The sequence below is a fragment of the Actinoplanes sp. NPDC051475 genome, assembly GCF_040689425.1.
Classification (GTDB): domain Bacteria; phylum Actinomycetota; class Actinomycetes; order Mycobacteriales; family Micromonosporaceae; genus Actinoplanes.
Window position 1 is genome coordinate 130,098 of sequence record NZ_JBFAZZ010000009.1, and the last position, 24,860, is coordinate 154,957.

Here is a 24,860-nt window from a genome sequence, read left to right on the forward strand (position 1 = left end):
CCCTCGCGTCGCCCGCGCCGCACCGTCCGGCGGTAAATGGCGGGAAAGCAATTCCGCGACGCGATTCCGTGAATGTCATATCGCGCGTGAAACTCTCTCACATTCTCCGTGACATTTGCGACTGTAATTGCGACCCGCGCGGCTGCGACGCTTCTTGCAGAACGTCTTTCACGATGCCGCCACCGGCCTCTCTCCACGCAGGTGCGGCGCGATTGCCGGGCAGGGAGGGCCGTGTTCCAGATCGCTTCCACCATCCGGCCGGGCCGCACGAGCGGGCGGCCCGCCGAGCTCACCGCCCGTCCCGTCGTACCACCCGTGCCGGCCCGGCCGGTCCGGGCCGCCCGCACCGGCCTCGGCGAGGGTGCCGTCCTCGTCGTCCTGGACGCGGCCGCGGTCGCCGCCGTGTCGGCCGCCACCGGCTCCGGCTGGGTCACGGCCATGGTCCGGGCGGCGGCCGTGGTCCTGACCCTCGCCGCCACCGGCCTCTACCGGGCCCGCCTGCAGTTCGCGGTGCTCGACGACCTCCCCCGCCTGGTGCTCGCGCTCGCCATCGCCACGGTCTCCGGCGTCTGGCTGCCCTGGCCGGTGTCGCCGGCCCCGGGCGTGCTGGCCGCGATCCTCGCCGGCACCATGGCCGGCCGGATCGCCGGCTACCGCCTCCTGCGCCGGCACCGCCGCCGCTCCCCGGGCCGCGCGGCCATCGTGGTGGGCTGCGGCGAGGTCGCCGTCCGGCTCGCCGACGCGCTGCGCGAGGACCGCGCGTACGGCATCGCCCCGGTCGGGTTCGTCGGCCCCCGCACACTCACGCCGCTCAGCCTGCCGATCATGGCCCCGGCCGCCGACCTGGAGAAGGCGGTCAAGAAGTACAAGCCGCTGCACCTGATCGTCGCCTACCCGGCCACTCCGGACGCCGACCTGGTCGCGGCGCTGCGCCGGTGCCGGCGCCACGGCGTCACCGTGCACGTCGTGCCCCGGCTGTTCGAGCTGGCCGTGGGCTGCGGCGGCGCCGAGCTGATCCGCGGCATCCCGCTCGCCCGGCTGCGCCCCGAGCCGGTCCAGATGCGCCGCTGGGCGGTCAAGCGGCTCATCGACATCTGCGGCGCGGCGGTCGCCCTGGTGCTGCTGGCCCCGGTGTTCCTGCTCTGCGCGCTGGCCGTGAAGATCGAGTCCGGCCGCCACGGGGTGCTGTTCCGCCAGCAGCGGGTCGGCCGCGACGGCCACCCGTTCACCATCGTCAAGTTCCGCTCGCTGACCCCGTCCACCGACCTGGAGTCCCAGGTCAAGTGGAACATCAACACCGACGCCCGGGTGGGGCCGGTGGGCCGGTTCCTGCGCTTCAGCTCGCTCGACGAGCTCCCCCAGCTGGTGAACGTCCTGCGCGGCAGCATGTCGCTGGTCGGCCCGCGGCCCGAGCGGCCCTACTTCGTCGAGCAGTTCCAGCGCACGTACGCCGGCTATCTCGACCGGCACCGGGTGCCCGCCGGCATCACCGGCTGGGCGCAGATCAACGGGCTGCGCGGCGACACGTCCATCGAGGAGCGGGTGCGCTTCGACAACCACTACATAGAGCACTGGTCGATCGGGATGGACCTGAAGATCATCCTGCGGACGGTCGGCGCCATGATCAGCATCCACCGGGTCTGACCATGACCGCCCCGCTGCCCCTCACGGTCGTGCGCGGTCCGGTGCGCGTGGCCCTCGCGCCGCTGGCCTGGCTGCTGACGGCGGTGGACGTCGCGGTACGCCGGCCGAGCGTCCTGGTCGTCGGCACGGTCCTGCTGATCTGCGTACCGAGCCACATCAGCGACGTGTCGGCCTCCGGGCACATCACCGCGGCGGACCTCGCGGCCGGGGTCGTGGTCGCCGTGCTGGGCGTGCGGCTGCTCGGCGGCGACCGGTCCACCGCCCGGCGCGGCTGGCTCCCGTTCGGCGCGGCCCTGGCCTCCTTCGCCCTGGCCACGGTGACGGCGAGCGACGTGTCGGCGAGCGTCGTCGGCTTCATCCGCTACAGCGAGCTGTTCGTCCTCGTCCCGGTCGCCGTGGCGATGTCACTGCGGGACAGGCTGGACGTCCGCCTGGTCGCCGGGGCCGTCGTGGCGGTCACCGTCGTCGAGGGCGCGGTCGGCGTCTACCAGTACGCGACGAAAACCGGCGCCTCGTACGCGGGAGAGTACGTCCGCGCGGTCGGCACGTTCGGCGCCGAGCAGGTGATGGCCCTGGCCGCGCTGCTGGGCTACGGCCTGGTCGTCACGCTCGCCCTCGGCCTGGCGTTGCGGGGCCGCGCCCGGACGGCCCTGCTCGCGGGCGCGGCGTCGCTGCTCCTGCCGCTCGGGCTGACCCTCAGCCGAGGCGCGTGGATCGCCACCGCCTGCGCCGTGCTGATCCTGCTCGTCATCGCCGACTGGCGGCTCGCCGTCGTCCTCGCCGGCCTGGGAACCATCGCCTTCGCCCTGCTCTCCCTGAGCGCGAGCGGCGGCGACCCTGCCACGGGCACCTTCGGCCAGCGCATCACCAGCATCGGCTCGTCCGGCAGCGAACCCGACCAATCGGTGCAGGACCGGTACGCCCTCTGGCACGCCGCCACCGCGATCTGGGCCGACCACCCGGTGATCGGCGTGGGCCTCAAGGACTTCGCCGGCTACCGCGACAGCTACGCCTCGGTGGCGCTCTCCGCGGGCAGCGACGTCGGCGATGCGGCCTCCGGCGTGAGCCGGGAACCCCTGCTGTCCGCCCACAACCAGTACCTGATGGTCCTCAGTGAACAGGGCACCGTCGGCATCCTCGCCTTCGGCGGCCTGCTCGGGACCCTGGCGGTGGGGGCCGTCCGGCGCCGGCCCAGCCTGCTGCCCGCGGCCGAGGAGCGGTTCCTCGACCTCGCCGCGCCGGCCCTGATGGTGTGGACGCTGGTCGACTTCGTCTACGGCGACATCGGCGGCGGCCCCAGCAGCGTGCTGCTCGCCGTGACCCTCGGCCTCGTTGCCCGGCGCAGCGTCATCATTCCCCGCCCACCCGAGGAGTTCCCCCGATGACGGCCACCGCCGACCGCAGCCCGGTGCGCACCACCCTCGTCCGCGCGGCGCTGGTGACCATCGTCATCACCATGGCCGGGTCGCTGCTCGGGCTGGTCCGCGACCTGCTGCTGGCCCGGTTCTTCGGCGCCGACGGCGGCACCGACGCCTTCCTGGTCGCCTGGACCGTGCCGGAGACCGCCTTCGTCCTGGTGGTCGAGGGCGCGATGTCGCTGCTCATGATCCCGGTGTTCAGCCGGGCGCTGACCCGGGCCACCGAGCGCGATGCCGTCCGCGCGACCCGGGCGGTCGTCTCCACCACCCTGCCGCCGGTCGTCGCCGTGCTGGTCCTCAGCTCCGCGGCGGTGGCGCTGGGAGCCCCGCTGCTGGTCCGGGTCGTCGCTCCCGGCCTGGCCGACCCGCAGCTCGCCGTCACCTGCACCCGGCTCACGGCGATCACCGTGCTGACCTTCGGGATCGCCGGCTACCTCAGCGCCGCCCTGCGCGCCAACCACGTGTTCGGCGCGCCGGCGGCCATCCACCTGGCGTACAACGTCGGGATCGTCGCGCTGATGGCCACGCTGCACGGACGGCTCGGCATCGTCAGCGCCGCCGCCGGGGTCGCGCTCGGCAGCATCTTCATGGTGCTCGTGCAGGTGCCGAGCTTCCTGCGGCACGTCGGACTGCCCCGGCGCTGGCGGCTCACCGGCTCCCCGGTGATGCTCGGCGTGGTCGCGCCGATCGTCGCGTACACCCTCACCCGCCAGGCCCAGGTGTTCGTCGAGCGGTACCTCGGCTCGACGCTGGCGCCCGGCACGATCTCGTACCTGAACTATGCGCAGAAGGTTGCGCAGATCCCGATGCTGATCGCGCTGCTGGTCTGCACGGTCACCTTCCCCACGCTCGCGCGCAGCGTCGCGGCGGGCGAGCTCGAACAGGCGCGGCGCAGGGTCGAGACCGACCTGCGGACGGTCACCGCGCTCATCTTCCTGGCCGCCGCCTACCTGGTCGCCTTCGCCCCGCAGGTGGTGGCCGTGCTGCTCGAGCACGGCCGGTTCACCGCGCAGGACACGGCCGCGACGGCGTCCATCATGCGGGTGTACGCGCTGGGCGTCTTCGGGCACGCGATGGTCGGCGTGCTGTCCCGCCCGTTCTTCACCGGCGAGCGCCGCACCTGGTACCCGGCCGTCACGATGGCCGCCGGGCTCGCCCTCACCGCCGTGGTCGCCGCGGCCGCGGTGCCGTTCCTGGGCGCGTACGCGATCGCGGCCGGCAACGGCATCGGCATCACCACCACCGCCGTGCTGCTGCTCTTCGGCCTGCGCGCCCGCGTCATCGCCGTCTCCGTGCCGGCGGTCGGCGCCTCGGCGGCGAAGCTGGCCGCCGCGGCCCTCGTGGCCGGAACGGCCGGCTGGCTCACAGGTCGCGCCCTCGCGGCATGGCCGCCGCTGCCCACCGCCGTGGTCGGCGGCCTGGTGGTGCTCGCAGTATTCGCCGCCCTCGCCCGCCTGACGGGCCTCGACGAGGCGTGGAAGGGGAGGATCCCCCATGGAAGCTGAACTGGTTCCCCTGCCGCTGGTGCTGATGTACCACTCGGTGGACAAGTACGAATCGGACCCGTACCAGGTCACCGTCCGGCCGGAGCGGTTCGAGCGGCAGCTGCGCTGGCTCGCCGCCCGAGGCCTGCGGGGCGTGTCGATGACCGAGCTGCTGGAGGCGCGGCGGGAGGGCCGGGGCGCCCGGCTGGTCGGGCTCACCTTCGACGACGGGTACGCCGACTTCGTCTCCGAGGTGCTCCCGGCCCTGCACCGGCACGGTTTCACCGCCACGGTGTTCGTGGTCGCGGGCTCGCTCGGCGGCTGGAACTCCTGGGACGAGCCCGGGCCGCGTAAGAGCCTGATGACGGTCACCGACGTCCGGCGCGCCGCCGCCGCGGGCATGGAGATCGGCTCGCACAGCCTCTCGCACGTACGGCTCACCGAGGTAGGCGACGGCGAGCTGTTCGATCAGGTACGCCGCAGCCGGCTGCTCCTCGCCGAGATCACGGGGGCCGCCGTCACGGGCTTCTGCTACCCGTACGGCGACGCCGGCGCCCGGGAGGTCAGCGCGGTCGAGGAGACCGGGTACGACTACGCGTGCGCCGTGCACTCGTCGCCGCTGGACGGGCGGCACGCCGTACCGCGGACCTTCATCGGTGACCGGGACACCGCGCCGCGCCTCTTCGCCAAGCTGGCGCGGCACCGGTTGCGGGCGGGCAGGGCCGCGCGATGAGGGTCCTGCACGTCATCACCGGCCTGGCCCCCGGCGGCGCCGAGCACCAGCTGCGGTTGCTGCTGCGGCGGCTGCCGCACGATTGCGAGGTCGTCACCCTGTCGAACCCGGGCGCGGTCGCCGCCGCGATCCGGGCCGACGGCACGACCGTCCACGAGCTCACCATGTCGAGCAACCGGGACGTGTCGGCCGTGGTGAAGCTGCGCCGCCTGATCCGCGACGGCCGCTTCGACCTGGTGCACACCCACCTGTACAGGGCCTGCGTGCACGGCCGGGTGGCGGCCCGGCTGGCCGGCGTCCCGGCGGTCGCGACCGAGCACTCCCTCGGCGACGGGGTCATCGAGGGCCGCCGGACCTCGACCGCCGTGCGCGCCCTCTACCTCGCGACCGAGCGCGCCGGCCGGGTCACCATCGCGGTCTCCGGGACGGTGGCGGCGCGGCTGCGCGCGTGGGGCGTGCCGGCGCGGCGGATCAGCGTCATCCCCAACGGCATCGACGCTGCCGAGTTCCGCTACGACCCGCTCCGGCGCGCCGCGGCCCGGGCCCGCTACGGCATCGCCCCGGACGCGGTCGTGGTGGGCGGGGTCGGCCGGCTGGAGCCGGGCAAGCGCTTCGACCATCTGATCTGGGCGCTGACGCAGGTGCCCGGCGCCACCCTGCTGCTCGTCGGCGACGGCTCCGCCCGCCGAAGCCTGCGCGACCAGGCCCACCGCCAGGGCGTCGGCGGCCGGGTGGTCTTCGCCGGATCGGTCGGGCACGTCCGCGACCTGCTCTGCGCCATGGACGTGTTCGTCTCCCCGTCCGGCCACGAGACCTTCGGGCTGGCCGTTCTCGAGGCCCTCGCCTGCGGCCTGCCGGCCCTCTACGCGGTCTGCCCGCCGCTGGAGGAGTCCGGCGACGAGTCGGCCCGGCGGCTGTCGCGCGACCCCGAGTCGCTGCCGCGGGCGCTGCGGGCCGAGCTGGCCGGCCTCGCCGAGCGCGGCGGCGCCCGGCGGCCCGTCCCGGCGATCGTCGGCCGCTACGACATCGCCCGGCTGGCCGAGTCCGTCGGCTGCCTCTACGACCGGATCGTCCCCGCCCCCGAACGAGCCGAGAGCAAAGGAACACCACGGTGAAGTCACGCGAGATCCTGCGGCGGCTGGTCCGCCGCTTCGGGCTGCTGCTCCTGCTCACCCTCGTGGGCGGTGCGGCCGGCGCCACCTATGCCGCGATGAAGACACCCACCTACACCGCGAAGGCGTACGTGGTGGCGATCGGCGAGCCGGGTGAATCGATCACCGCGCTCAACTTCGCGCAGGCGTACGGCCGCATCGCCACCAGCGGCCCGGTGCTGGCCCAGGCCGCGGCCCGGCTCGGCGGCGACCGCACCGGGCTCTCCTCAGTCACCGCGTCGACGTCGCCCGACGCGCCCGTCGTCGAGATCACCGCGAGCGGTACCAGCGCCCGGCACACCACCGACCTGGCCAACGCGGTCGCCGGTGCCCTCGCCGACTACGGCGGCCTGCGCCGGTCCGACACCAAGGTGACGCTGTCGATGCTGGCCCCGGCGACCGTCCCGGAGAAGCCGACGTCGCCCAAGCCGCCCCTCGAACTGGCGGTCGGCGCGGCCGGCGGGCTGCTGATCGGCGGGCTCGCCGTCCTGGCCGGGGTGGGCCGGTCCACGACCGTCCGCGACCGTGCCGAGGACGAGGACGAAGAAGGTGTGCAGGCCGAGCCGGAGCGCTATGAAGCGGAGATCACCGAGGACGAGACGCCGGACGTCGAACGCTTCACGGGCGTCGCGCTCGTCCAGCGACCGCCCAAGGCGATCACCGCATACCGGGCGTCGTCGCTGGACGCACCGCTCGGCGAGGACCCTCCCGAGCAGGTGATCCCGGCGCAACGCGTCGTCGGGCGGGCCACTGTCGCCGGAATGGAGGACGAATGATCACCGTGGACAGGGACATGTGGACGGCGGAGACCCGTCGCGGCGACGACGGGCTGGCCGGGCTCCGGGACCAGTGGGAGGACCTGTACGCCCGCTGCGGCACGGCCTCACCGTTCCAGGCGTATTCGTGGCTCGAGTCGTGGTGGCACTCGTACGCGACGTCGGGCACCCTGCGCCTGGTCCTGGTGCGGCACGAGGGCCGGCTCGTCGCGGCGGCGCCGTTCCAGCTGCGGCACCACGCCGGCTGCACCGTACTGACGCCCCTCGGCGGCTCGCTGGCCGACTTCACCGACGTGCTGGCCGCCGACCGGGTGGTCCGCCCGGCGGCCCGGATCCTCGCCAAGGCGCTGCTGCTGGAGCCCGGCTGGCAGGCCGTGGACCTGCCCGAGTCCCGGCCCGGCGCGGTGAGCGGCACGGCCCTCTGGGACTCCTGGCAGGGCGGCCGGTGGCGGTGCCCCGCGTCGCTCTGCCTCGAAGTGCCGGCCACGCCGATGGAGGACCTCGTCCGCGGCCTGCCACCCAAGACCCGCAAGACCGTCCGGCGCCGGCTCAACCAGCTCGACCGGGCCGGCGTGGCGGTCCGCGAGGTCCCGGCGGCCGAGGCCGGACCGGCGGTCGCCGAGCTGCTGCGGCTGCACGAGCTCCAGTGGCGCGGCCGCGGCATCAACGAGCAGCACCTCAGCCCCGCCTTCGCCGGGCACCTCACCCGCTCCGTCGGCGGCATGCTCGCCGCCGGCCAGGCGGCCATGATGGAGTACAGGATCGACGGCAGGCTGATGGCCTCGTCGCTGATGCTCATCGGCCGTGACCTGGTCGGCGGCTACCTCTACGGCGCCGACCCGGCGCTGCGCGAGCGGGTCGACGTGAGCACGATGCTGATGGCCGACACTCTGCCGCTGGCCCACCGGCTCGGGCTGCCGACGATGAGCATGCTTCGCGGCGCGGAGGAGTACAAGGCGCGTTGGCAGCCACGGGAAGCGCTGAATCAGCGCCTCATCCTCGGCAGGCCCGGCAGCGTGCGGGCGAGGGCGTTCGCCGCCCGGGTCCGGACGACGCGGGCCGCGGTGCTGGCCGCCAAGGAGCACGCGCCGTGGCTGCGCGAGGTCCGGGACCGGACGCGCCGGCTGACCGGCGGCCCGCGATGAGCGTCGCGGTGCTGCACGTCGCCCAGCCCGCCGACGGCGGCGTGGCCCGGTACGTCGTCGCGGCCTGCCTCGACCAGATGGCGCGCGGCTGGCGGGTCTCGGTGGCCTGCCCGGACGGCGGCCGGCTCGCCGACGACCTGGCCCGGGCGGGCGTCCCTCGGCTGCGCTGGCCGGCGGTACGCAGCCCGGGGCCCGAGTCGGTGCCGGAGGCGCTGCGGCTGCGCGCCCTCGTCGACCGCGCCCGCCCGGACGTCGTCCACCTGCACGCCTCGAAGGCGGGCCTCGCCGGCCGGCTGCGCCCGTCCCGGCGGGTGCCCATCCTCTTCCAGCCGCACGGCTGGTCCTGGCTGGCCGTCGACGGCGCGCTGCGGGCGGCGAGCCTGGCCTGGGAGCGCGTCGCGGCCCGCTGGACCGACCTGCTGCTCTGCGTCGGGCAGGGCGAGGTGGAGCAGGGCCGGGCCGGCGGTGTCCGCGGCCGTTATGCGGTGGTGCAGAACGGCGTCGACCTCGACCGGTTCCGTCCCGCCGGCCCGGGTGCCCGGGCCGCCGCCCGGGAGCGCCTCGGCCGCCCCGGCTCCGACCCGCTGGCGGTCTGTATCGGCCGCCTGACCCGGCAGAAGGGCCAGGACGTGCTGCTGGCGGCGTGGCCCGCCGTCCGCGCGCGGTGCCCCCAGGCCGAGCTGGCCCTGGTCGGCGCCGGCGACCTGGACGCGACGCTGCGAGCGGCCCGCACGCCCGGGGTCACCTTCGCCGGCCCGGCCGACGACGTCCGCGACTGGCTGGCCGCCGCGGACGTGGTGGTGCTGCCGTCGCGGTGGGAGGGCCTGTCGCTGACCGTGCTCGAGGCGCTGGCGACCGGCCGCAGCGTCGTCGTCAGCGACATCCCCGGGCTCGCCGAGGCGGTCGGTTCCGCCGTCGGGGCCCGGGTGGCACCCGGCGACCCGTCGGCCCTCGCCGCCGCGGTCACCCGGCGGCTGCTCGATCCCGCACTCGCGGGAGCCGAGGGCGCTGTCGCGGCCCGGCACGCCGCCCGCTTCGATCAGCGACTGACCTTCGACCGGCTGGCGGGGCGGACCGCCGCGGTCGCCGGTGCACCGATGGGAGGCACCCGATGACCACCGTGCACCGCGAGGCGCTCGACCTCACCGATCCCGCGTTCTGGCGCAGGCCACCCGCACAGCGGCTGGAGGCGTTCCGCCTGCTGCGCGGCCTGGACCGCCCCGCGGTGTGCGGCGACGGCACGTACGCCCTCCTGCGCCACCGCGACGTCGTGGCGGCCAGCCGTACCCCGGAGGTGTTCGTCAGCGGCCCCGGCGTCACGACGCCGAAGCCGGCCGGGTGGGTCCGGTTCGTCTTCGGCGACTCGATGGTCAACCTGGACGATCCCCGGCACGCCCGGCTGCGCGGCATCGTCAGCCGCGCCTTCACCCCCCGCGTGCTCGCCCGGATCTCCGAGGACGTCCGCCGCACCGCGAGCGGCATCGCCGACGACGTCGCGACCGCGAGATCCGGCGACTTCGTCGCGGCGGCCGCCGCCCGGATGCCGTTCGAGGTCATCTGCCGGATGATGGGCATCCCGGCGCCGTACCGGCGGGAGTTGCTTGCCCAGATCGAGCGGGCCGGCGCGGGAACGGAGGTGCGGCGGCGTCTGCGCGTACCGGGCCGCAGCCTGCGCGCGCTGGCCCGGATGCACCGCGTCGTCGGCCGGGTGGCCCGGCAACGGCGGCGCGAACCCGCTGACGACCTGATCTCCGCACTGGTCACCGCCGAGGTCGACGGCAGCGGGCTGACCCGGCGGGAGCTGGGCTCGTTCTTCTCGCTGCTGCTGGTGGCGGGGGTGGAGACCACGCGCAACGCCATCGCGCACGGGCTGCACCTGCTCACCGTCAACCCCGAGCAGCGGGAGTTGCTGGCCGGCGACTTCGACCGGTACGCCACCGGGTTCGTCGACGAGGTCGTGCGGCACTCGTCGCCGATCATCCAGTTCCGGCGTACGGTCGCGAGCGATCACGAGCTGCACGGCTATCCGCTGCGCGCCGGCGACGAGGTGATGCTCTGCTACGCGGCGGCCAACCGCGACGAGACGGTCTTCGCCGACCCGGACGCGTTCGACATCACCCGGCGGCCCAACCCGCACGTCGGCTTCGGCGGCGGAGGCCCGCACTTCTGCCTCGGCACCGCGCTGGCGCGCCAGGAGATGACCGTGCTCTTCCGCGAGCTGCTGACCCGGCTGCCGGGCCTGCGCTCGGCAGGCGAACCGGAACTCGTCGCGTCCAGCTTCGACAACCGCGTCGGCCGGCTCCGTTTCAGGTGCTGAAGCCATGATCCGGGCCATCGTCGCGCTGATCGTCCTCCTCGCCGCCTGCACACCGTCGCCCGCCGGGACGGGGCCGGAGGCCATGCCCGACGGTCACCGAGGCGGCTGGCGGCTCGTATTCAGCGACGAGTTCGACGGCACCCGGCTGGATCCGGCGCGCTGGGCCGACCGCTCCAGCGCCGAGTCCGACGAGGGCCGCGGCAACCCGGGCAACCAGCAGCTCGAGTGGAACCGGGCGGCCAACTGCACGGTCGGCGGCGGCGAACTAGTGATGACCGCCCGCCGGGAGCCGGTCGTGTCGCCGTCCTCGGGGCAGCGCTACGACTGGACGTCGTGCCTGATCACCAGCACGCCGTCTTACTCCTTCCGCTACGGCTACCTGGAGGAGCGCTCGATCCTGCCCGGACCCCGCGGCTTCTGGCCGGCGTTCTGGACCTGGCAAGCGCGCGGCGTGGACCGGCACACCGAGACCGACGTGTACGAGTTCTACTCCGACAACCACCGGCGCCTCTACGGCACGCAGTTCTCCGGCGCGGGCGAGCGGTGCGAGTGGCAGCCCGGCTTCGACCCCGCGGGCGGTTGGCACACGTACGGCGTGGCCATCGAGCCGTCCGGCACCACCTGGTACGCCGACGGCCGGAAGGTCTGCCACACCGGCGCCTCGTCCGACGCGTTGACCACGATCATCTCGAATCTGGCCGTCTACTCGAGGATCCCGCCGGATCCGGCGACTACCACGGCCACCAAACGCGTCGACTACATCCGGGCGTGGAGCGCGCGCTGAGCCACCCGCAGCAGCATGAGCCCGGCCAGCCCGCCCGCGGTGTTGGCGATCAGGTCGTTGACGTCGACCGTGCGGAAGCTGCCCAGGGTCAGCCAGAGCACCAGCTGGGTGAGCTCGATCGCGGTGCTCGCCGCCAGCGACACCGCGACCGTCCGGCGTGTCGAGTCCGCGCCCCGCCACAGCACCGGCACCAGCACGCCGAGCGGCACGAACATGACGACGTTGAGCAGGAAGCTGAGCGCCTCGACCCGGAACGGCACCCAGTGCACGACGATCCACCAGGGCACGTCCCAGCGGGCCTCCGGGGGCCGGACCACGATCGGGAAGATGGTGACCGCGACGACGCTCAGCGCGTACAGGAGGAAGATCGAAACGGTGACCATCCGCCGCCGCGACCTGATCTGCTGGGTCGTCAGCGGAGCCAGCCGTCCTTGCGGACGATGCGGATCGCGTCCAGCCGGTTGCGGGCGCCGGTCTTGCCGATCACCGACGACAGGTAGTTGCGGACGGTGCCGCCCGACAGGTAGAGCCGCTTGGCGATCTCGTTGACCGACTCCCCCTCGGCCGCCAGCCCCAGCACCTCCAGCTCGCGGGTGCTCAGCCCGCGCTCGGTGTTGAGCGAGGCCGCCTGGAGCCGCGGGTGCACGATCCGTTCCCCCGCGGCGAGCCGGCGCACCGAGTCGGCCAGATAGGGCGCCGACGCGTCCTTGAGCAGGAAGCTGACGTCCCCGCCGCGGCGCCGCGGCGGGAGCATGCCGCGCTTGGTCGGATCGCAGAGCACCAGCACCGAGCAGGACGGGATCCGCGCCCGCAGCTCGGCCGCCGCCGGCAGCACCTGGCTCACCATGAACTCGGTGTCGATCACCACCACGTCGGGCGAGAACTCGACCGCGCGGGCCGCGACGTCGGGCTCCAGCGGCAGGGTGCCGACGACCTCGATGTCCTGCTGGGCGCTCAGCAGCACCCGCACGTGGATGCCGAAATAGCCCCCGTCGCGCACCACCAGAACTCGGATCATCACGCCTCCTAGCCGGTCGCGGCCCACTTCGGAACTTAGTCCTCGGTCGCCATTCGCGCATGGTCGGAAAACGGCATCGGAGCGCGCCCGGCCAATTCGTCCTTTCCGGACGCGCTCCCTTATTTCCGCAGCTCATGTCATTCGGTACGGCACCACGACCGGATGGGTCAGCGGCATTGCGAAGATCGACACGCGTCATGACGTCCGGCGCTGAACGAAATGTCCGTCCGATCGACCGAAGAGGAACTGGCCGCTCACCGGCCGAACGCGATGGTCCGGCCCTCCTTGACCTGCCCGGCCCGGTAGCTGACCCGATCGATCGGGCTGCCCAGCGCGTCCGCGAGCGTCACCGTGCCACCGGTGTTGCCAAGCGTCACCCCGTCACTCGCGACGAGCTGGAGAACGTCGCCGCCGGCCAGCGATCCGGCGAGCACCTGGGTACGCCCGTTGCCGTCGCGCAGGGTCCATCCGGTCAGGTCGACCGCCGCCGCCGTGGTGTTCAGCAGGGTCAGCCGCTCCCGGCCGCGGTCGCCGCCGGCCGGGTCGGGCAGGGCGGCGACGATCACCACATCGCCGGTGGCCTGCTTCGGCGGGGTCGTCGGCGTGCCCGGCGCGGCCGGATCCGGGTCGATGATGAAGTCCTCGGGCCACATCGTCATCCGCACGCGCTGCCCGGACGCCTCGATGATGTCGTGCAGGTTCCCGGTCTCGAGCCGGTCGAGCAGGAACAGCGAGTCGTCCCGGTTGACCGGGTCCGAGCGCAGCCAGGCGTCCAGGCCGTCGAGGCCGGTGGCCCCCGTGGCCAGATACGGCACCAGCCGGCGGAACAGCTTCGGCCAGATGGTGAGCCGTTGCAGCCCGGCGAGATCGGCGACGGTGGCGGCCCCGTCCGGATCGGCGGTCGAGGCGGCCCAGATCCCCGCCCGGTCGGCCCGCGCCTTCCGGGAGATCCCGGCGAGATGAGTACGCAGCGACCCCGGCAACGTGGCGTAGAAGGCCGGATAGACCAGCCCCGCTGCGAGCAGCCGGCTGTTGAGCGACCGGTCGATGCCGGCGTCGTCGAGGAAGACCGTGCCGCCGTCAGGGTCAGGGGATTCCCCCGGCTGCACGAAGCCGATCATGCGGCCGTTGGCGTCGATGCCGTTGGACAGCACGTACCCGCGCACGTCGTCCTGGTCCGACGCCCGCACCTTGTTGGGATGGTCGTCGAAGAACTGCACGCCGGTGAAGCCCAGCAGGTGCAACAGCTCCTCGCGGGCGGCGTTCGCACCGCCGAGATCCTGGTGGGTCTCGGCGAAGTGGGTCTCGAGCGCGTCGATGGCCTCCAGGCGCACCGAGATGCCCCGCGCGGTCAGGTCCGGCGGCGAACCGGAGGGCCGGGGCAGCCCCTCCACCAGCGCCGGCGAGTCCGGCCGGAACTTGACCGTGTCCCCGTCCGGCTCCGGCCCCTGACGCGGCAGGTCCGGATAGCGAATAACGAAACGTCCCGTCAGCACCGTGTACGTCATGGCGACTCACCACCCACGTCGGCGGCCCACCGGCGGCGGACCTGGCCGCAAGCTAACGCCGCGAGCGCTGCTCACAGAACGTGTGCGTCGGCTAGCTGTCCGATGAACTAGCCGTTCGGCCCCCTACTGGCGGGACGAGCCTCTTTTAGGCAGCATGGCTGCGTGTCCCACCCGTCCCCGCTCCTGGCCCCCCGGCAGCGCGCCCAGGCCCTCGCCGACGCCGGCGACCTCGCCCAGGCCCGCGCCCTGCTCGAGCACGCCGTCGGCCTGGGACGGGCCAACCTCGGCGAGGACGACCCGGAAGTGCTCGCGACCGCGCAGCAGCTCGCCACCGTGCACCAGCGGGCGGGGGATCCGTCCTCCGCGCGGCGGGTGCTGGAGGAGGCGTACGCCGCCGGGCAATGGCGGCTCGGCGACACAGATCCGGTGATGCTGGGCATCTCCTTCGACCTCGGGGTGGTCGCCGAGGAGATGGAGAACCGGCACGAGGCGCGGCGGGCTTTCGGCCGGGTGGCCACGCACGGTCCGGCGGTGCTCGGTGCGGACCATTGGGCGGTCACGCGGGCGCGGGCCTATCTGGGCGAGGACCCCCCGACGGTACGCATGGAGCTACCCACTCCCCCGCCTCAGTCCCTCGCACCCCAGCCCTCCCCACCCCAGCACTTCGCACCTCAGCCTTCCGCGTCGCCTCCGTCGGTGCCTGTTCAGCGGCAGCCCGGGGCCTATTTCACGGCGTCGCGGTTCGAGCAGCCCGAGCCGCAGGTCATCTCCGCGCCGCCGATCACCACCGCGCCGCCCGCGGGCCCGGCCCGCCGCGCATCGTCGTACCCCAGCAAGGGACCGGCCCTGTTCGCGGCGATCGCCGCGGTTCTCGGGGTGATCATCGCGGTGGTCGCGCTGGTCGTGGTCCTCGCCGGGCGGGACGACGGCAGTGACGAATCCGACGTGCCAACCTTGAGCGGCCCCGCCCCCACCGATGTGCGACTGCGCGACTACGGATCGTCGGTGCAGGTCTTCTGGTCCGACCCCGCGAACGGCCGCACCTCGTTCATGATCACCGGCGGCCACCCCGGCGAGCAGCTCAAACCCATGGGCCAGGTCGGGCCCACCACCACCTCGTTCAACCTCAACGGCCTCAACGCCGACCTGGACTACTGCTTCGCCGTCGTGGCCGTCTACAGCACCAGCCAGTTCGCCACCTCGCCGCACGTGTGCACGAGCCGTACGGGCACGAGCGCGGCACCCACCGAGAGCGATTGATGATCACTCTGGGCGATCACACTTATCCACAACCGTGACTCGCCGGGTGTCCACGCGGACCCACCGGCCCCTATGATGGCCTGCGTCCTTGGGGAGGGCAGCCGCCGAGACGGGGAGGGATGCAGCCAGGTGACCAGCACCGACGCCAGTGCCGTGACCAGTGCAGACGCGCCCGGAGAGGACGCCGTGACCGGGCGCCGCGGGCGCGCGTGGCGCAGCCGTGGCGGACTGGTCACCATCGGCACCGTGCTGACCCTCGTGGCCGGCCTGGGGTTCACCGTGCTGGGGCTCGGCGCCGCCGACCAGGCCGTCGCAAGCTTCGATGCCGCCTCCTGGGTGTGGAGCCGGGCCCAGGGCGAGGTCGCCCGGGTCAACGGCGTGACCGCCCGGGTCGACACCCGCGTCGACGTGCCCCAGGCGCGCGGCCACCAGATCCAGGTGACCCAGAACGACCGCTTCGTGATCCTCCGCGACGTGCAGACCGGCGTGGTCAGCACGATGGACCTGACCTCCCTCAAGGAGGCCGCCCGGACAGACACCACGACCGGCCTCGGCGTGCGCGTGGCCCTCGACGAGGATTCCGCCTTCGTCATCGACACCGTGCAGGGCGAGGTGAGCCAGCTCGACCCGCGCACGCTGACCGCGGTCGGCCAGCCGCTGCGCTATCCGCCCGGCATCACCGGCGGCGTGTTCGACGGCGACGGCAAGCTGTGGATCGCCGTGCCCAGCGAGGGCACGGTCTCGGCGATCACGCCCGCGCCCCTGCCGGACCAGTCGGCCACCGGGGGTGCCGGCGGCGCGGCCGCCGGCCCGGTCCTCGTCCGGACGGAATCCGTGGCGCCGGGCAACCACGACCTCACGATCTCCACCCTGGAGAACGGGGTCGCTGTGCTGAACCGCACCACCAACATGCTCACCACGATCCGCGACAAGGTGAAGACGGCCGTCACCCTCCCCCTGGAGGGTCCCGGCTCGCTGCCGCCGCACACCGACGGCGCCGTCGTGCCGGTCACCGTCCCGGACGCCCGGCATGTGTACGGCGTGAGCGGCGACCGCACCACCGCCGACTTCCCGGTCCCCGGCGACGGCCCCGAGCTGCAAGCGGCGGTCGCGTGGGAGGGCTACTTCTACATCGCCGACGAGGCGACCGGCGCCGTGCACGTCTTCGACCAGGCCGGGCGCGCGCAGAAGGACATCGGCTTCCGGAAGCCCGGCGGCCCGCTCGAGCTCGAGGTCCGCGAGAACTACCTGTTCATCAACGCGCCCGGCTCGTCCACCGCCCGCGTCGTCGACAACGCGCACCGGGTCCGGGTCGTCGACAAGTACGCGGACGACGTCCTCGGTGGCGACCCGCCGCCCACCCCGCCGGACCCGCCGCCGCCCCCGCCGAAGCCCAAGAAGCCTCCGGTGACCACGCCCGGCGCCCCGCGCACCGTGCGGGCCGCGGCCGGCAACGCCCAGGTGCGGGTCAGCTGGCAGGCCGCCCCCGCCAACGGCGCCGCAGTCACGCGGTACGTGGTCGAGGGCGCGGACCAGACCTTCCAGGTGGGCGCCAACCAGCGCTCGCTGGAGGTCACCGGGCTCACCAACGGCGAGACGTACCGGTTCGCCGTCCACGCGGTGAACAAGAAGGGCGACGGCCCGTCGCGCACCAGCAACGCGGTCAAGCCGACCTCCGAGGTGCCGGACGCGCCGACGGCGGTGACCGCCGAGGCCAAGCCGGACGGCACCGTCGTGGTCAACTGGCCCGCCGCCAACGGCCAGGGTCTGAAGATCGAGCGCTACACGGTCACCGCGATCAGCGAGGGCGGGAGCTCACCCGTCGGCGAGACCGAGGACGGCACGTCGCTGACCATCGCCGACGGCGAGCTCGAGTACGGCAAGCAGTACGCGTTCACGGTGGTCGCTATCAACGAGCGCGGCGCCGGCTCGAAGGCGTCCCCGGTCAGCGCCAGCGTCGTCCCGTTCGCCAAGCCGGGCCGTCCGGAGGGCGTCGACGCCGCGACGGTGGGCGACCAGCCCGGGACGGTCCGGGTGACCTGGGCGGCCCCCGCCGACAACGGCCGGCCGATCTCCAAGTACGTGGTGGCCGCCGGCGGCCGCACCACCGAGGTCACCGACGGCACCGGAGTCAAGCTCGACGGCTTCGGCGAGGGCGAGACGGTCTCGGTCGAGGTCCGCGCGGTCAACGAGGCCGGCGAGAGCGAGGCGGGTTCCGCGACGGCCAGGACGGTGGCGAAGCCCGCGATCACCGTCACCGGCTCGTCGGCAACCTTCGACACCGCCACCGTCACCTTCACTGTCGACGCCGGCGGCGGCACCGCGAGCTGCTCGGTCTCCGCGTCGGGCGGCGGCGGCTCGGCGTCCGGCAGCTGCTCCAGCCTCAAGGTGAGCGGGCTCAAGCCCAGCACCGCGTACACGTTCACGGTCACCGCCAAGAACGCCGCCGGCTCGGTGACGTCGAGCAGGGCCCAGAAGACCGACTCACTCTTCGGCACCGCAACGTGCAAGAACGGCGAGAACGGCGACACCGCGACTTACTGCGACTCCGACCGGCCGAACGAACGCAACGGCAACGAGGTCTTCAGCGTCACCCGCCAGGACAACGACAAGCAGGTCGGCTGGGCCAAACCCGGAACCCGGCTCGAGGCCTACTGCAAGAAGAAGGGGTCGAACATCGATTCCTACATCTACAACAACCACAAGGAATCCGATTGGTGGATCCAGGTCGCCTACGAGGGCAAGAACTACATCCCGTTCGCGTGGCTCAACCTCGACGGCGGCGACGACGTGAACGACCTGCCCACCTGCTGAGGACATGCCCGTGAGCACCGAACCCCTTCCGCCCCAGCACGTCCAGGGCTTCGCCGGCATCGCCGCCGAGCTCGCCGACCGGATCGGCACGGTCGTGCTCGGTAAGCCCGAAGTGGTCCGCCTGGCACTCGCCGCGTTCTTCGCCCAGGGACACGTGCTGCTGGAGGACGTGCCCGGCGTCGGCAAAACCACGCTGGCCCGGGCGCTGGCCGCGGCCGTGCGCGGCCAGTGGCGCCGCATCCAGTTCACCCCGGACCTGCTGCCCTCGGACGTCTCCGGCGTCACGATCTTCAACCAGGCCAGCCGCGGCTTCGAGTTCCATCCCGGCCCGGTCTTCGCCAACATCGTCATCGCCGACGAGATCAACCGCGCGTCGCCCAAGACCCAGTCGGCGCTGCTGGAGGTCATGGAGGAGCGCCGGGTCACCGTCGACGGCGTACCGCACCCGGTGCCGCAGCCGTTCCTGGTGGTGGCGACGCAGAACCCGGTCGAGATGGACGGCACCTACCGGCTGCCCGAGGCCCAGCTCGACCGCTTCCTGGTCAAGCTCTCGGTGGGCTACCCGGCCGAGGACGTCGAGGTCGAGGTGCTGCGCGGCGCGGCCCTGCGCTCCCCCGACACCCTCGAGCCGGTCACCGACACGGCCACCGTCGGCGAGATGGTGCGGATGGCGTCCCGGGTGCACATCGCCGACCCCCTCTACACGTACGCGGTCCGCCTCGCCGCCTCGACCCGCGACCACCCCCAGGTCCGTGTCGGCGTCAGCCCCCGCGGCGTGATCGCCCTGACCCGCGCGGCCTCGGCGTGGGCGCTCATCAACGGCCGCGGGTACGTGCTCCCGGAAGACCTCAAGACCCTCGTCGAGCCGGTCTTCGCCCACCGTGTCCTGCTGTCGGCCGACGCCCAGCTGCGCGGCGTGACGGCGGCCGAGGTGCTGGACGACGCGATCCGCTCGGTCCCGGTCCCGCTGCCCGACAACCAGCGCGTCGGGGCGTGAGCGCGCCCGGCGCTCCGGCCCGGCGCTTCCGGCTCTCGGCGCCCAACGTCTCGGCACCCGACGCCCCACGCCCGCGCTTCCGACTCTCCGCGGCCAGGCTCTCGGCGCACAGCCTCGGGATCACTGTCCGCGGTTTCGGCGTCATCGCCGCCGCCGTGACGCTGCTCCTGCTCGGCTTCCGGTTCGGTTACCCGGACCTCGCCCTGCTCGGCGCGGCGGCCGCCGTCGCCGTGGTCTGCGGCGTGGCGTTCGGGCTCTGGCGGCCCCGCCTCGGCGTGGACCGCGTCGCCGACCCCGACCGGGTCGCGCGCGGCGAGCCCGCCACGATGACCCTGACCGTGCGCAACACGAGCCGGCTGCGGGCGGCCAACCTCATCGCCACGGACCGGTGCGGCCGGGCCGACGTGCCCGTGCCCCTGCTGCGGCTGCGTCCCGGGCGGGACACCACAGTCGGCTATCCGGTGCCCACCACCCGGCGCGGCGTCGTGCCGGTCGGACCGCTGCGGATCACCCGGCACGATCCGCTGGGGCTGCTCACCCTCTCGCGGGCGTACGGGGGAACCACGACCGTCTGGGTGCACCCCCGCATCCACCTGTTGCGGGCCGTCCCGGCCGGAATGGCGCGCAGCCTCGACGGGCGCATCGACAAGGTGCCGCACGGCACCATCACGTTCGACTCGCTGCGGGAGTACGTCGTCGGCGACGAGCTGCGCCGGGTGCACTGGCGCAGCTCGGCCAAGGTCGGCGAGCTGATGGTCCGCGAGCAGCTCGACACCAGCGAACCGACCATCGTGGTGCTGCTCGACGACCGCTCGGCCGCCCACCCCGGCCTGCGCGACGGCACCGCCGAGTCGTTCGAGGCCGCGTGCGAGGCGGCTGCCTCCATCATCGCCGCCGCCGTACGCGAGGACCTGCCGGTCGCCCTGCACCTGGTCTCCGGGCCGACGGGTGGCCCGTTCCTGGACGTGCTGACGGAGGCCGGGCTGCGCGCCGGGGACCTCACCCGGACTGTGCGCAGCCTGCGGCAGAACCGGCTCGGCGACACGCTCGTCTACCTCACCGGTCCCGGCGGGCGGGCCGACCTGGGTGCGGTGAGTGCCCTGCGCGGGCCGTACCCGGTGGTGATCGCCGGATTGTTCGGCGACCAGGACGCGGCGCCGGTGTCCGCGGGCGGCGGGATGATCGTCATCGAGGCCGAGGACGGCGAGCAGTTCGCGAGCGCCTGGGACGGGGTACGCGGATGGTGAGGCGGCTGCGGGCTGCGGTCGTACCGGTGGTGCTGATCGTCCTCATCGCCCTGTCCGGCGTGGCGCTCGGCCGGATCTACGCCGACGACCTGTTGATGCAGCTGGTGGCCGGCGCGGGCCTGGGGTCCGTGGGCGTGGGCGTCGCCGTGCGGCGGCTGCCGTCGTGGACCGTCGCACCGATCTCCGTGGTGGTGCTGGCCGGGTACACGGCGGTGGCGCTCAAGGTCGCGGCCGGCCGGGCCGGGCTCGACGACCCGCTGCCGCAGATCGTCACGGACGCCGTCGCCAACGGCATCCCCCGGCTGCTCACCGCCATGATCCCGGTGGAGTCCACGCCGGACACCGTGGTCGTGCCGGTGGTCGCCGCCTGGCTGGCCGGGCTCGCCGGCACCGAGGTCGCCGTCCGCGCCGGACGGGTGCTGCTCGGCTGCCTGCCCGCGACCGCCCTGTACGGCGGCGCCCTCTACGTCGTCGGTCCCAACGCGGGCAGCGCCGGGTGGGCGACGCTCGCCTTCGCCGCCGCGGTGATCGTGGCGCTGGCGGTGACCGTACGGTCGCCCGGCGGTCCCGCGTTCGCCGATGTGCCGCCGGAGACCCGGACGGCGGTCCGTGGCCGCGCGCTCGCCGGGTCCGCCGCCGGCCTGGTGGTCCTCGCCGGCCTCGTCGCGGCGGTCGGTCCCTGGGTCGGCGGCCGGGTCTCCGCCACCCCGGTCGACCCGCGACGGTACGTCGAACCGCCGCAGGTGGACAGCCTCGACGAGAGTCCGCTGAACCGGATCTCGGGCTGGGCCCTGGCCCCGGAGCAGCGGTTGCTCGAGGTGGGCCCGTCCGGAAAGGGGCGGGGGACGGTACGGCTGCGGCTGGCGGTGCTGCCCGACTACGACGGCATCACGTGGCGGGTCGGTGCCACGTATCGCAACGCCGGGCGGGTGCTGCCGGCACCGGCGCTGCTGCCCGGCGTACCGGTCGACCGGGTCACCCAGCAGATCACGGTCGACGAGCTGACCGGGCGGCTGCTGCCCGTCGTTCCCACACCCGCCGGGGTGGACGGCACCCGGGTCGCGTACGACGCGGCCACCGGCACCGTGATCCGGCCGGAGGAGCTGCGCCCAGGGCTGCGCTACACCGTCACGTCGGACACCCAGGAGCCGGACTACAACCTGCTGCCCGGCGCGGACGCGCCCACGGGGGATCCGGTGGCCCGGTTCCTCACCGTCGGCGCGAACGTGCCCGAGGAGATCCAGCGCCTCGCCGACCAGCTGGCGGACGGCAACGGCGCCGCGTACGACCGCGCGGCCGCGATCGAGGAGTTCCTTGCCGAGCATTACCGGAAGGTGGCGGACGCGCCGAGCGGGCACGCGTACCCGAATCTGTCGTTCTTCCTCTTCGGCCCCCGCGACCAGGGCGGCCAGCGAGGCACCTCGGAGCAGTTCGCGGCCTCGTTCGCCCTGCTGGCCCGGCTCACCGGCCTGCCCGCCCGGGTCGTCGTGGGTTTCGACGCGCCCGGCGCCGGCGGCACGGTGAACGGTGGCGACGCCGTCGCCTGGCCCGAGGTGCTGTTCGACGATCTGGGCTGGGTGGCGTTCGACCCGCTGCCCAAGAGCGACGAGGCACCGCGGCCGGTGGAGGACGACTTCACGCCGAAGCCGTCCAAGGCCCCGCCGACCTCCGATCCCCCCACGGCGACGGACACGCCGAGCGCCTCGGCGCCGCCGCTCGTCGCCGCTCCGCCGGCACGAGGCCGGGGCGGGCCGTCCACCGCCGTGGTGGCGTCCGGGGCCGGAGGCTCGGTGGTGCTGCTCCTGGTCGCGGCCGCGGCCGCGGTGGTGCTGATGCGCCGGGGCCTGCGCCGCCGGCGGCTGACCACGGGTGCCCCGGGCGAGCGGATCACCGGAGCCTGGTTCGAGTTCACCGATGCGCTCCGGCTGGCCGGCCGCCCCGTCCCAGACCACCTGGCGGCGACCGAGGCGGCGGCCTTCGCGGCCACGGCCCCGCCCCCGCGTCGCCGGCCCGCCCGGCGAACGAATCTCGCCCTCCGCCGGTCCGTCCCGCCGGATGCCGGTGAAGCCCGCCCGGCCCAGCCGGAGGGTGATGAAACCCGCCTGGCCGCCCAGCCGGAGGGGCTGGAGTTGCCACCGCTGGGCGATCTCGTGTCGGCGGTCAACACGGTGGCGTTCGCCCCGGGGGCCGCGACCCCCGAGCAGGCCGACCGGGCCGGCGTCCAGGCCGTCGCCTACGCCGACGCCCTCCGCGAGACCCGGCCGTGGTGGCGTCGCGCCTGGTGGAGCGTGCACCCCGGGCCGCTGCGCTGGCATCCGGACGCGGGCAGCAAGCGTTAGCGTAAGCCGCCCGGGACGCGGGTAGAGAACGGTCATGCGACTCGGTCTGCGGCTCACCACGGCCGCCGTACTGTCGATCGCGCTGCTCGTCCCGTTCGCGCTGCTCGCCGTCCTGGTGGTCGGTGACTGGTCGCCGCTGCACGACGCGGACGCCGCGATCACCGACGCGCTGCACACGTGGGCGCTGGCCCACCGTGGCTGGCGCGACGCGACGGTGTGGCTGACCAACCTCTTCGCACCCAACCCACTGCGGGTGGCCGCGCTGCTGCTGGTGGTCTGGCTGGTACTCCGGCGGGCCCGGCGGCTCGCCCTGTGGGTGGTCACCACGATGGTCGTCGGTGGGGTGCTCGGGGCGGTGCTGAAGCTGCTCGTCGGGCGGCACCGGCCGGACCTGCTCGACCCGGTGGCCCGCGCCGCCGGCTTCTCGTTCCCCTCCGGGCACGCGCTCAACGCGGCCCTCACCTCCGGTGTGTTCGTCCTCGTGCTGCTTCCGGTGGTGCGCCACAAGTGGGCGCTGTGGTCGGGCGCGGTGGCGGTGACCGTCCTGACCGGGCTCAGCCGGATCATCCTCGGCGTGCACTGGACCAGCGATGTGGTGGCCGGCTGGCTGCTCGGCGTGGCGGTGGTGGCCGCGACGGCGACCGCGTTCACCCGCCGAGGCCTGGACACGGTCGTCGAGGAGGGCGTCGAGCCCGGTTTGTCCGACACCGGCCCCGACATCGCCACATCCCGATCCAGCGATGCGTAGCCGGAGCCCGCTTCGGGTAAAGGCGCGGCCATGTCCGATGTCGCGGTCCAGGTTCTCAAGCGGGTGCTCGTCCCGGTGGCCCTTCTGTTCGGCGTCATGGTGGCCATCGGCCTCCTGATCACCAAGGTCATGCAGCACACGTGGCCGCTCACCGTCGAGGACTCGGTGAACCGCGAACTGGAGCGTGACCGTACGGCCGAAGGCAATGCGGTCTCCCTGTTCTTCAGCACGGTGGGCAGCACCCCAGTGATCATCGCCGTGACAGCGCTGGCCGCCCTGATCCTGCGGCTGACCCTCAAGCGGTGGCGGGAGTCGCTCTTCCTCTGTGCCGCGGTCACCGCGCAGGCGATCGTCTTCTTCCTGACCACCCTTGTGATCGACCGCAACCGGCCGGGCGTCGACCACATGGACGCCTCGCCGCCGACCTCGAGCTTCCCGTCCGGTCACACCTCCGCGGCGGTGGCCCTGTATCTGGGCCTCGCGGTCGTCCTGGTGCGGCTGACGAACCGTACGGCGTTGCGCGCGGCCTGCTGGCTGCTGCTGCTCGTGCCCATCGGGGTGGCCGTCGGCCGGATGTACCGGGGCATGCACCACCCGACGGATGTGACGGCCTCGTTCTTCAACGGCGGCGTCTGCGTGTGGGTGATGACCCGGGCGTTCCTCGACGAGAAGGTGCTGCGGAGACGTCCTAGTTTCCCGCACTCTCGTAGCGCCGCAGCCCGCGTCTGAAGATGAACGCCGCCGCGCCGGCGCAATACAGCGCCACCACCGGCGTCAGCAGCCCGATCCACCGCGACGGCCCGGCGTCCAGCAGGTACGCGGTCGGGAAGAAGCTGATGAACGCGAACGGCAGCACCGCGCCGAGCACCGCCTTGAGCGCCACCGGGTAGACGGACAGCGGGAAGCGGGCCAGGTCGCCCACCTGGTGCATGGCGAAGGCGAACAGCGGCGTGGGGCTGGACAGCCAGAACGACACCGCGTTGGTGGCCAGGTTGATCGACAGCTTGATGACGATCGAGCTGATCAGCAGCAGGATGCCGAGCAGCACCCGCCACGGTGTCCAGGCGACGTCCACGTGCGCCAGCCCCGTACCGATCATGAGCCCGCCCATCACGATGTTGCTGAGGCCGTTGATGCCGATCGCGGCGCTGCTCGATTGCAGCACCACCGGGTACGGCCGGACCAGGAAGTAGTCGAGCTCGCCCCGGTTGATCTGCCAGGCCAGGCTCCACATGCCGTCGAAGAACAGCGAGCCGACGCCCTCGGCGAGGGCCACCGCCCCGAACATGACGAGCACCGACCAGAACGTCCAGCCGTTGAGCGCCGGGACCTTGGCGAACAGTGCCGACAGGAAGACGATGTTGACCACCTGCATCAGTACGGTGGCCGCCGCCAGGATCAGGAAGTCGGCCTCGTATTCCAGCATCGACCGGAAGTGGGCGCCCAGCAGCCGGAGGTAGAGCCGTGCCGTCCGCAT

At 73.5% G+C, this 24,860-nt stretch carries 21 protein-coding genes; 17 read left to right on the forward strand and 4 right to left on the reverse strand.

Annotation, left to right across the window (positions count from 1 at the left end; translation table 11 throughout):
- The first annotated feature begins 231 nt into the window (after positions 1–231).
- The 10 genes from AB0368_RS19795 to AB0368_RS19840 are packed head-to-tail and all read left to right on the forward strand — an operon-like array spanning position 232 to position 11,452.
- The gene (locus AB0368_RS19795; RefSeq protein ID WP_366155351.1) at positions 232–1,644 is read left to right on the forward strand and encodes a sugar transferase; all 1,413 of its coding nucleotides are present in this window, start codon (positions 232–234) and stop codon (positions 1,642–1,644) included.
- 2 nt (positions 1,645–1,646) lie between these two features.
- Entirely contained in the window at positions 1,647–3,029 is a 1,383-nt protein-coding gene (locus tag AB0368_RS19800; protein WP_366155352.1) for an O-antigen ligase family protein, read from the forward strand.
- Positions 3,026–4,567, forward strand: a complete 1,542-nt coding sequence (locus AB0368_RS19805) for a lipid II flippase MurJ (protein ID WP_366155353.1) — start codon at positions 3,026–3,028, stop codon at positions 4,565–4,567. The genes AB0368_RS19800 and AB0368_RS19805 overlap by 4 nt, the downstream gene beginning before the upstream one ends.
- Positions 4,557–5,279 (forward strand): polysaccharide deacetylase family protein, encoded by a 723-nt coding sequence (locus tag AB0368_RS19810; RefSeq protein WP_366155354.1) that lies wholly within the window; start codon positions 4,557–4,559, stop codon positions 5,277–5,279. The genes AB0368_RS19805 and AB0368_RS19810 overlap by 11 nt, the downstream gene beginning before the upstream one ends.
- The gene (locus AB0368_RS19815; protein WP_366155355.1) at positions 5,276–6,394 is read left to right on the forward strand and encodes a glycosyltransferase; all 1,119 of its coding nucleotides are present in this window, start codon (positions 5,276–5,278) and stop codon (positions 6,392–6,394) included. The genes AB0368_RS19810 and AB0368_RS19815 overlap by 4 nt, the downstream gene beginning before the upstream one ends.
- The gene (locus AB0368_RS19820) at positions 6,391–7,206 is read left to right on the forward strand and encodes a Wzz/FepE/Etk N-terminal domain-containing protein (protein ID WP_366155357.1); all 816 of its coding nucleotides are present in this window, start codon (positions 6,391–6,393) and stop codon (positions 7,204–7,206) included. Before AB0368_RS19815 ends, AB0368_RS19820 begins: the two co-directional genes overlap by 4 nt.
- Positions 7,203–8,351 carry a GNAT family N-acetyltransferase gene (locus AB0368_RS19825; protein ID WP_366155358.1) on the forward strand — a complete coding sequence of 383 codons (1,149 nt, stop codon included), beginning with the start codon at positions 7,203–7,205 and terminating at the stop codon, positions 8,349–8,351. Before AB0368_RS19820 ends, AB0368_RS19825 begins: the two co-directional genes overlap by 4 nt.
- Positions 8,297–9,466, forward strand: a complete 1,170-nt coding sequence (locus AB0368_RS19830) for a glycosyltransferase (RefSeq protein ID WP_366155359.1) — start codon at positions 8,297–8,299, stop codon at positions 9,464–9,466. The genes AB0368_RS19825 and AB0368_RS19830 overlap by 55 nt, the downstream gene beginning before the upstream one ends.
- Positions 9,463–10,668, forward strand: coding sequence for a cytochrome P450 (locus AB0368_RS19835; protein WP_366155360.1), 1,206 nt, complete (start codon positions 9,463–9,465; stop codon positions 10,666–10,668). Before AB0368_RS19830 ends, AB0368_RS19835 begins: the two co-directional genes overlap by 4 nt.
- A 4-nt stretch (positions 10,669–10,672) precedes the next feature.
- Positions 10,673–11,452, forward strand: a complete 780-nt coding sequence (locus AB0368_RS19840; RefSeq protein ID WP_366155361.1) for a glycoside hydrolase family 16 protein — start codon at positions 10,673–10,675, stop codon at positions 11,450–11,452.
- Here the strand turns inward: AB0368_RS19840 and AB0368_RS19845 are convergent.
- From AB0368_RS19845 to AB0368_RS19855, 3 genes are all read right to left on the reverse strand, one after another.
- On the reverse strand, positions 11,425–11,835 hold the full coding sequence (locus AB0368_RS19845) for a VanZ family protein (RefSeq protein ID WP_366155362.1): 411 nt from the start codon (positions 11,833–11,835) through the stop codon (positions 11,425–11,427). The genes AB0368_RS19840 and AB0368_RS19845 overlap by 28 nt on opposite strands.
- Positions 11,836–11,864: 29 nt before the next feature.
- Positions 11,865–12,470 (reverse strand): response regulator transcription factor, encoded by a 606-nt coding sequence (locus AB0368_RS19850; RefSeq protein ID WP_366155363.1) that lies wholly within the window; start codon positions 12,468–12,470, stop codon positions 11,865–11,867.
- A 254-nt stretch (positions 12,471–12,724) separates the two neighbouring features.
- Positions 12,725–13,978: a lamin tail domain-containing protein gene (locus AB0368_RS19855; protein ID WP_366155364.1), complete on the reverse strand. Its 1,254-nt coding sequence runs from the start codon at positions 13,976–13,978 to the stop codon at positions 12,725–12,727.
- Positions 13,979–14,140: 162 nt separating this feature from the next.
- Here AB0368_RS19855 and AB0368_RS19860 point away from each other — a divergent pair, with 162 nt between their 5' ends.
- The 7 genes from AB0368_RS19860 to AB0368_RS19890 all read left to right on the forward strand — a co-directional run bounded on the left by AB0368_RS19860 (position 14,141) and on the right by AB0368_RS19890 (position 24,112).
- The gene (locus AB0368_RS19860) at positions 14,141–15,238 is read left to right on the forward strand and encodes a tetratricopeptide repeat protein (RefSeq protein WP_366155365.1); all 1,098 of its coding nucleotides are present in this window, start codon (positions 14,141–14,143) and stop codon (positions 15,236–15,238) included.
- Between the two features lie 186 nt (positions 15,239–15,424).
- Complete coding sequence (locus tag AB0368_RS19865) at positions 15,425–18,052, forward strand: fibronectin type III domain-containing protein (protein ID WP_366155539.1); 2,628 nt, start codon at positions 15,425–15,427, stop codon at positions 18,050–18,052.
- Between the two features lie 10 nt (positions 18,053–18,062).
- Positions 18,063–19,049 (forward strand): MoxR family ATPase, encoded by a 987-nt coding sequence (locus AB0368_RS19870; RefSeq protein WP_366155366.1) that lies wholly within the window; start codon positions 18,063–18,065, stop codon positions 19,047–19,049.
- Positions 19,050–19,168: 119 nt separating this feature from the next.
- Positions 19,169–20,296: a DUF58 domain-containing protein gene (locus AB0368_RS19875; protein ID WP_366155540.1), complete on the forward strand. Its 1,128-nt coding sequence runs from the start codon at positions 19,169–19,171 to the stop codon at positions 20,294–20,296.
- The gene (locus AB0368_RS19880; RefSeq protein ID WP_366155367.1) at positions 20,290–22,635 is read left to right on the forward strand and encodes a DUF3488 and transglutaminase-like domain-containing protein; all 2,346 of its coding nucleotides are present in this window, start codon (positions 20,290–20,292) and stop codon (positions 22,633–22,635) included. Before AB0368_RS19875 ends, AB0368_RS19880 begins: the two co-directional genes overlap by 7 nt.
- A 34-nt stretch (positions 22,636–22,669) precedes the next feature.
- The gene (locus AB0368_RS19885) at positions 22,670–23,383 is read left to right on the forward strand and encodes a phosphatase PAP2 family protein (protein ID WP_366155368.1); all 714 of its coding nucleotides are present in this window, start codon (positions 22,670–22,672) and stop codon (positions 23,381–23,383) included.
- A gap of 30 nt (positions 23,384–23,413) precedes the next feature.
- Positions 23,414–24,112, forward strand: coding sequence for a phosphatase PAP2 family protein (locus AB0368_RS19890; protein WP_366155369.1), 699 nt, complete (start codon positions 23,414–23,416; stop codon positions 24,110–24,112).
- Here AB0368_RS19890 and AB0368_RS19895 read toward each other — a convergent pair.
- A complete protein-coding gene (locus tag AB0368_RS19895) occupies positions 24,072–24,860 on the reverse strand; it encodes an ABC-2 family transporter protein (protein ID WP_366155370.1) in 789 nt (262 codons plus the stop codon). The two genes, AB0368_RS19890 and AB0368_RS19895, sit on opposite strands and share 41 nt — an antisense overlap.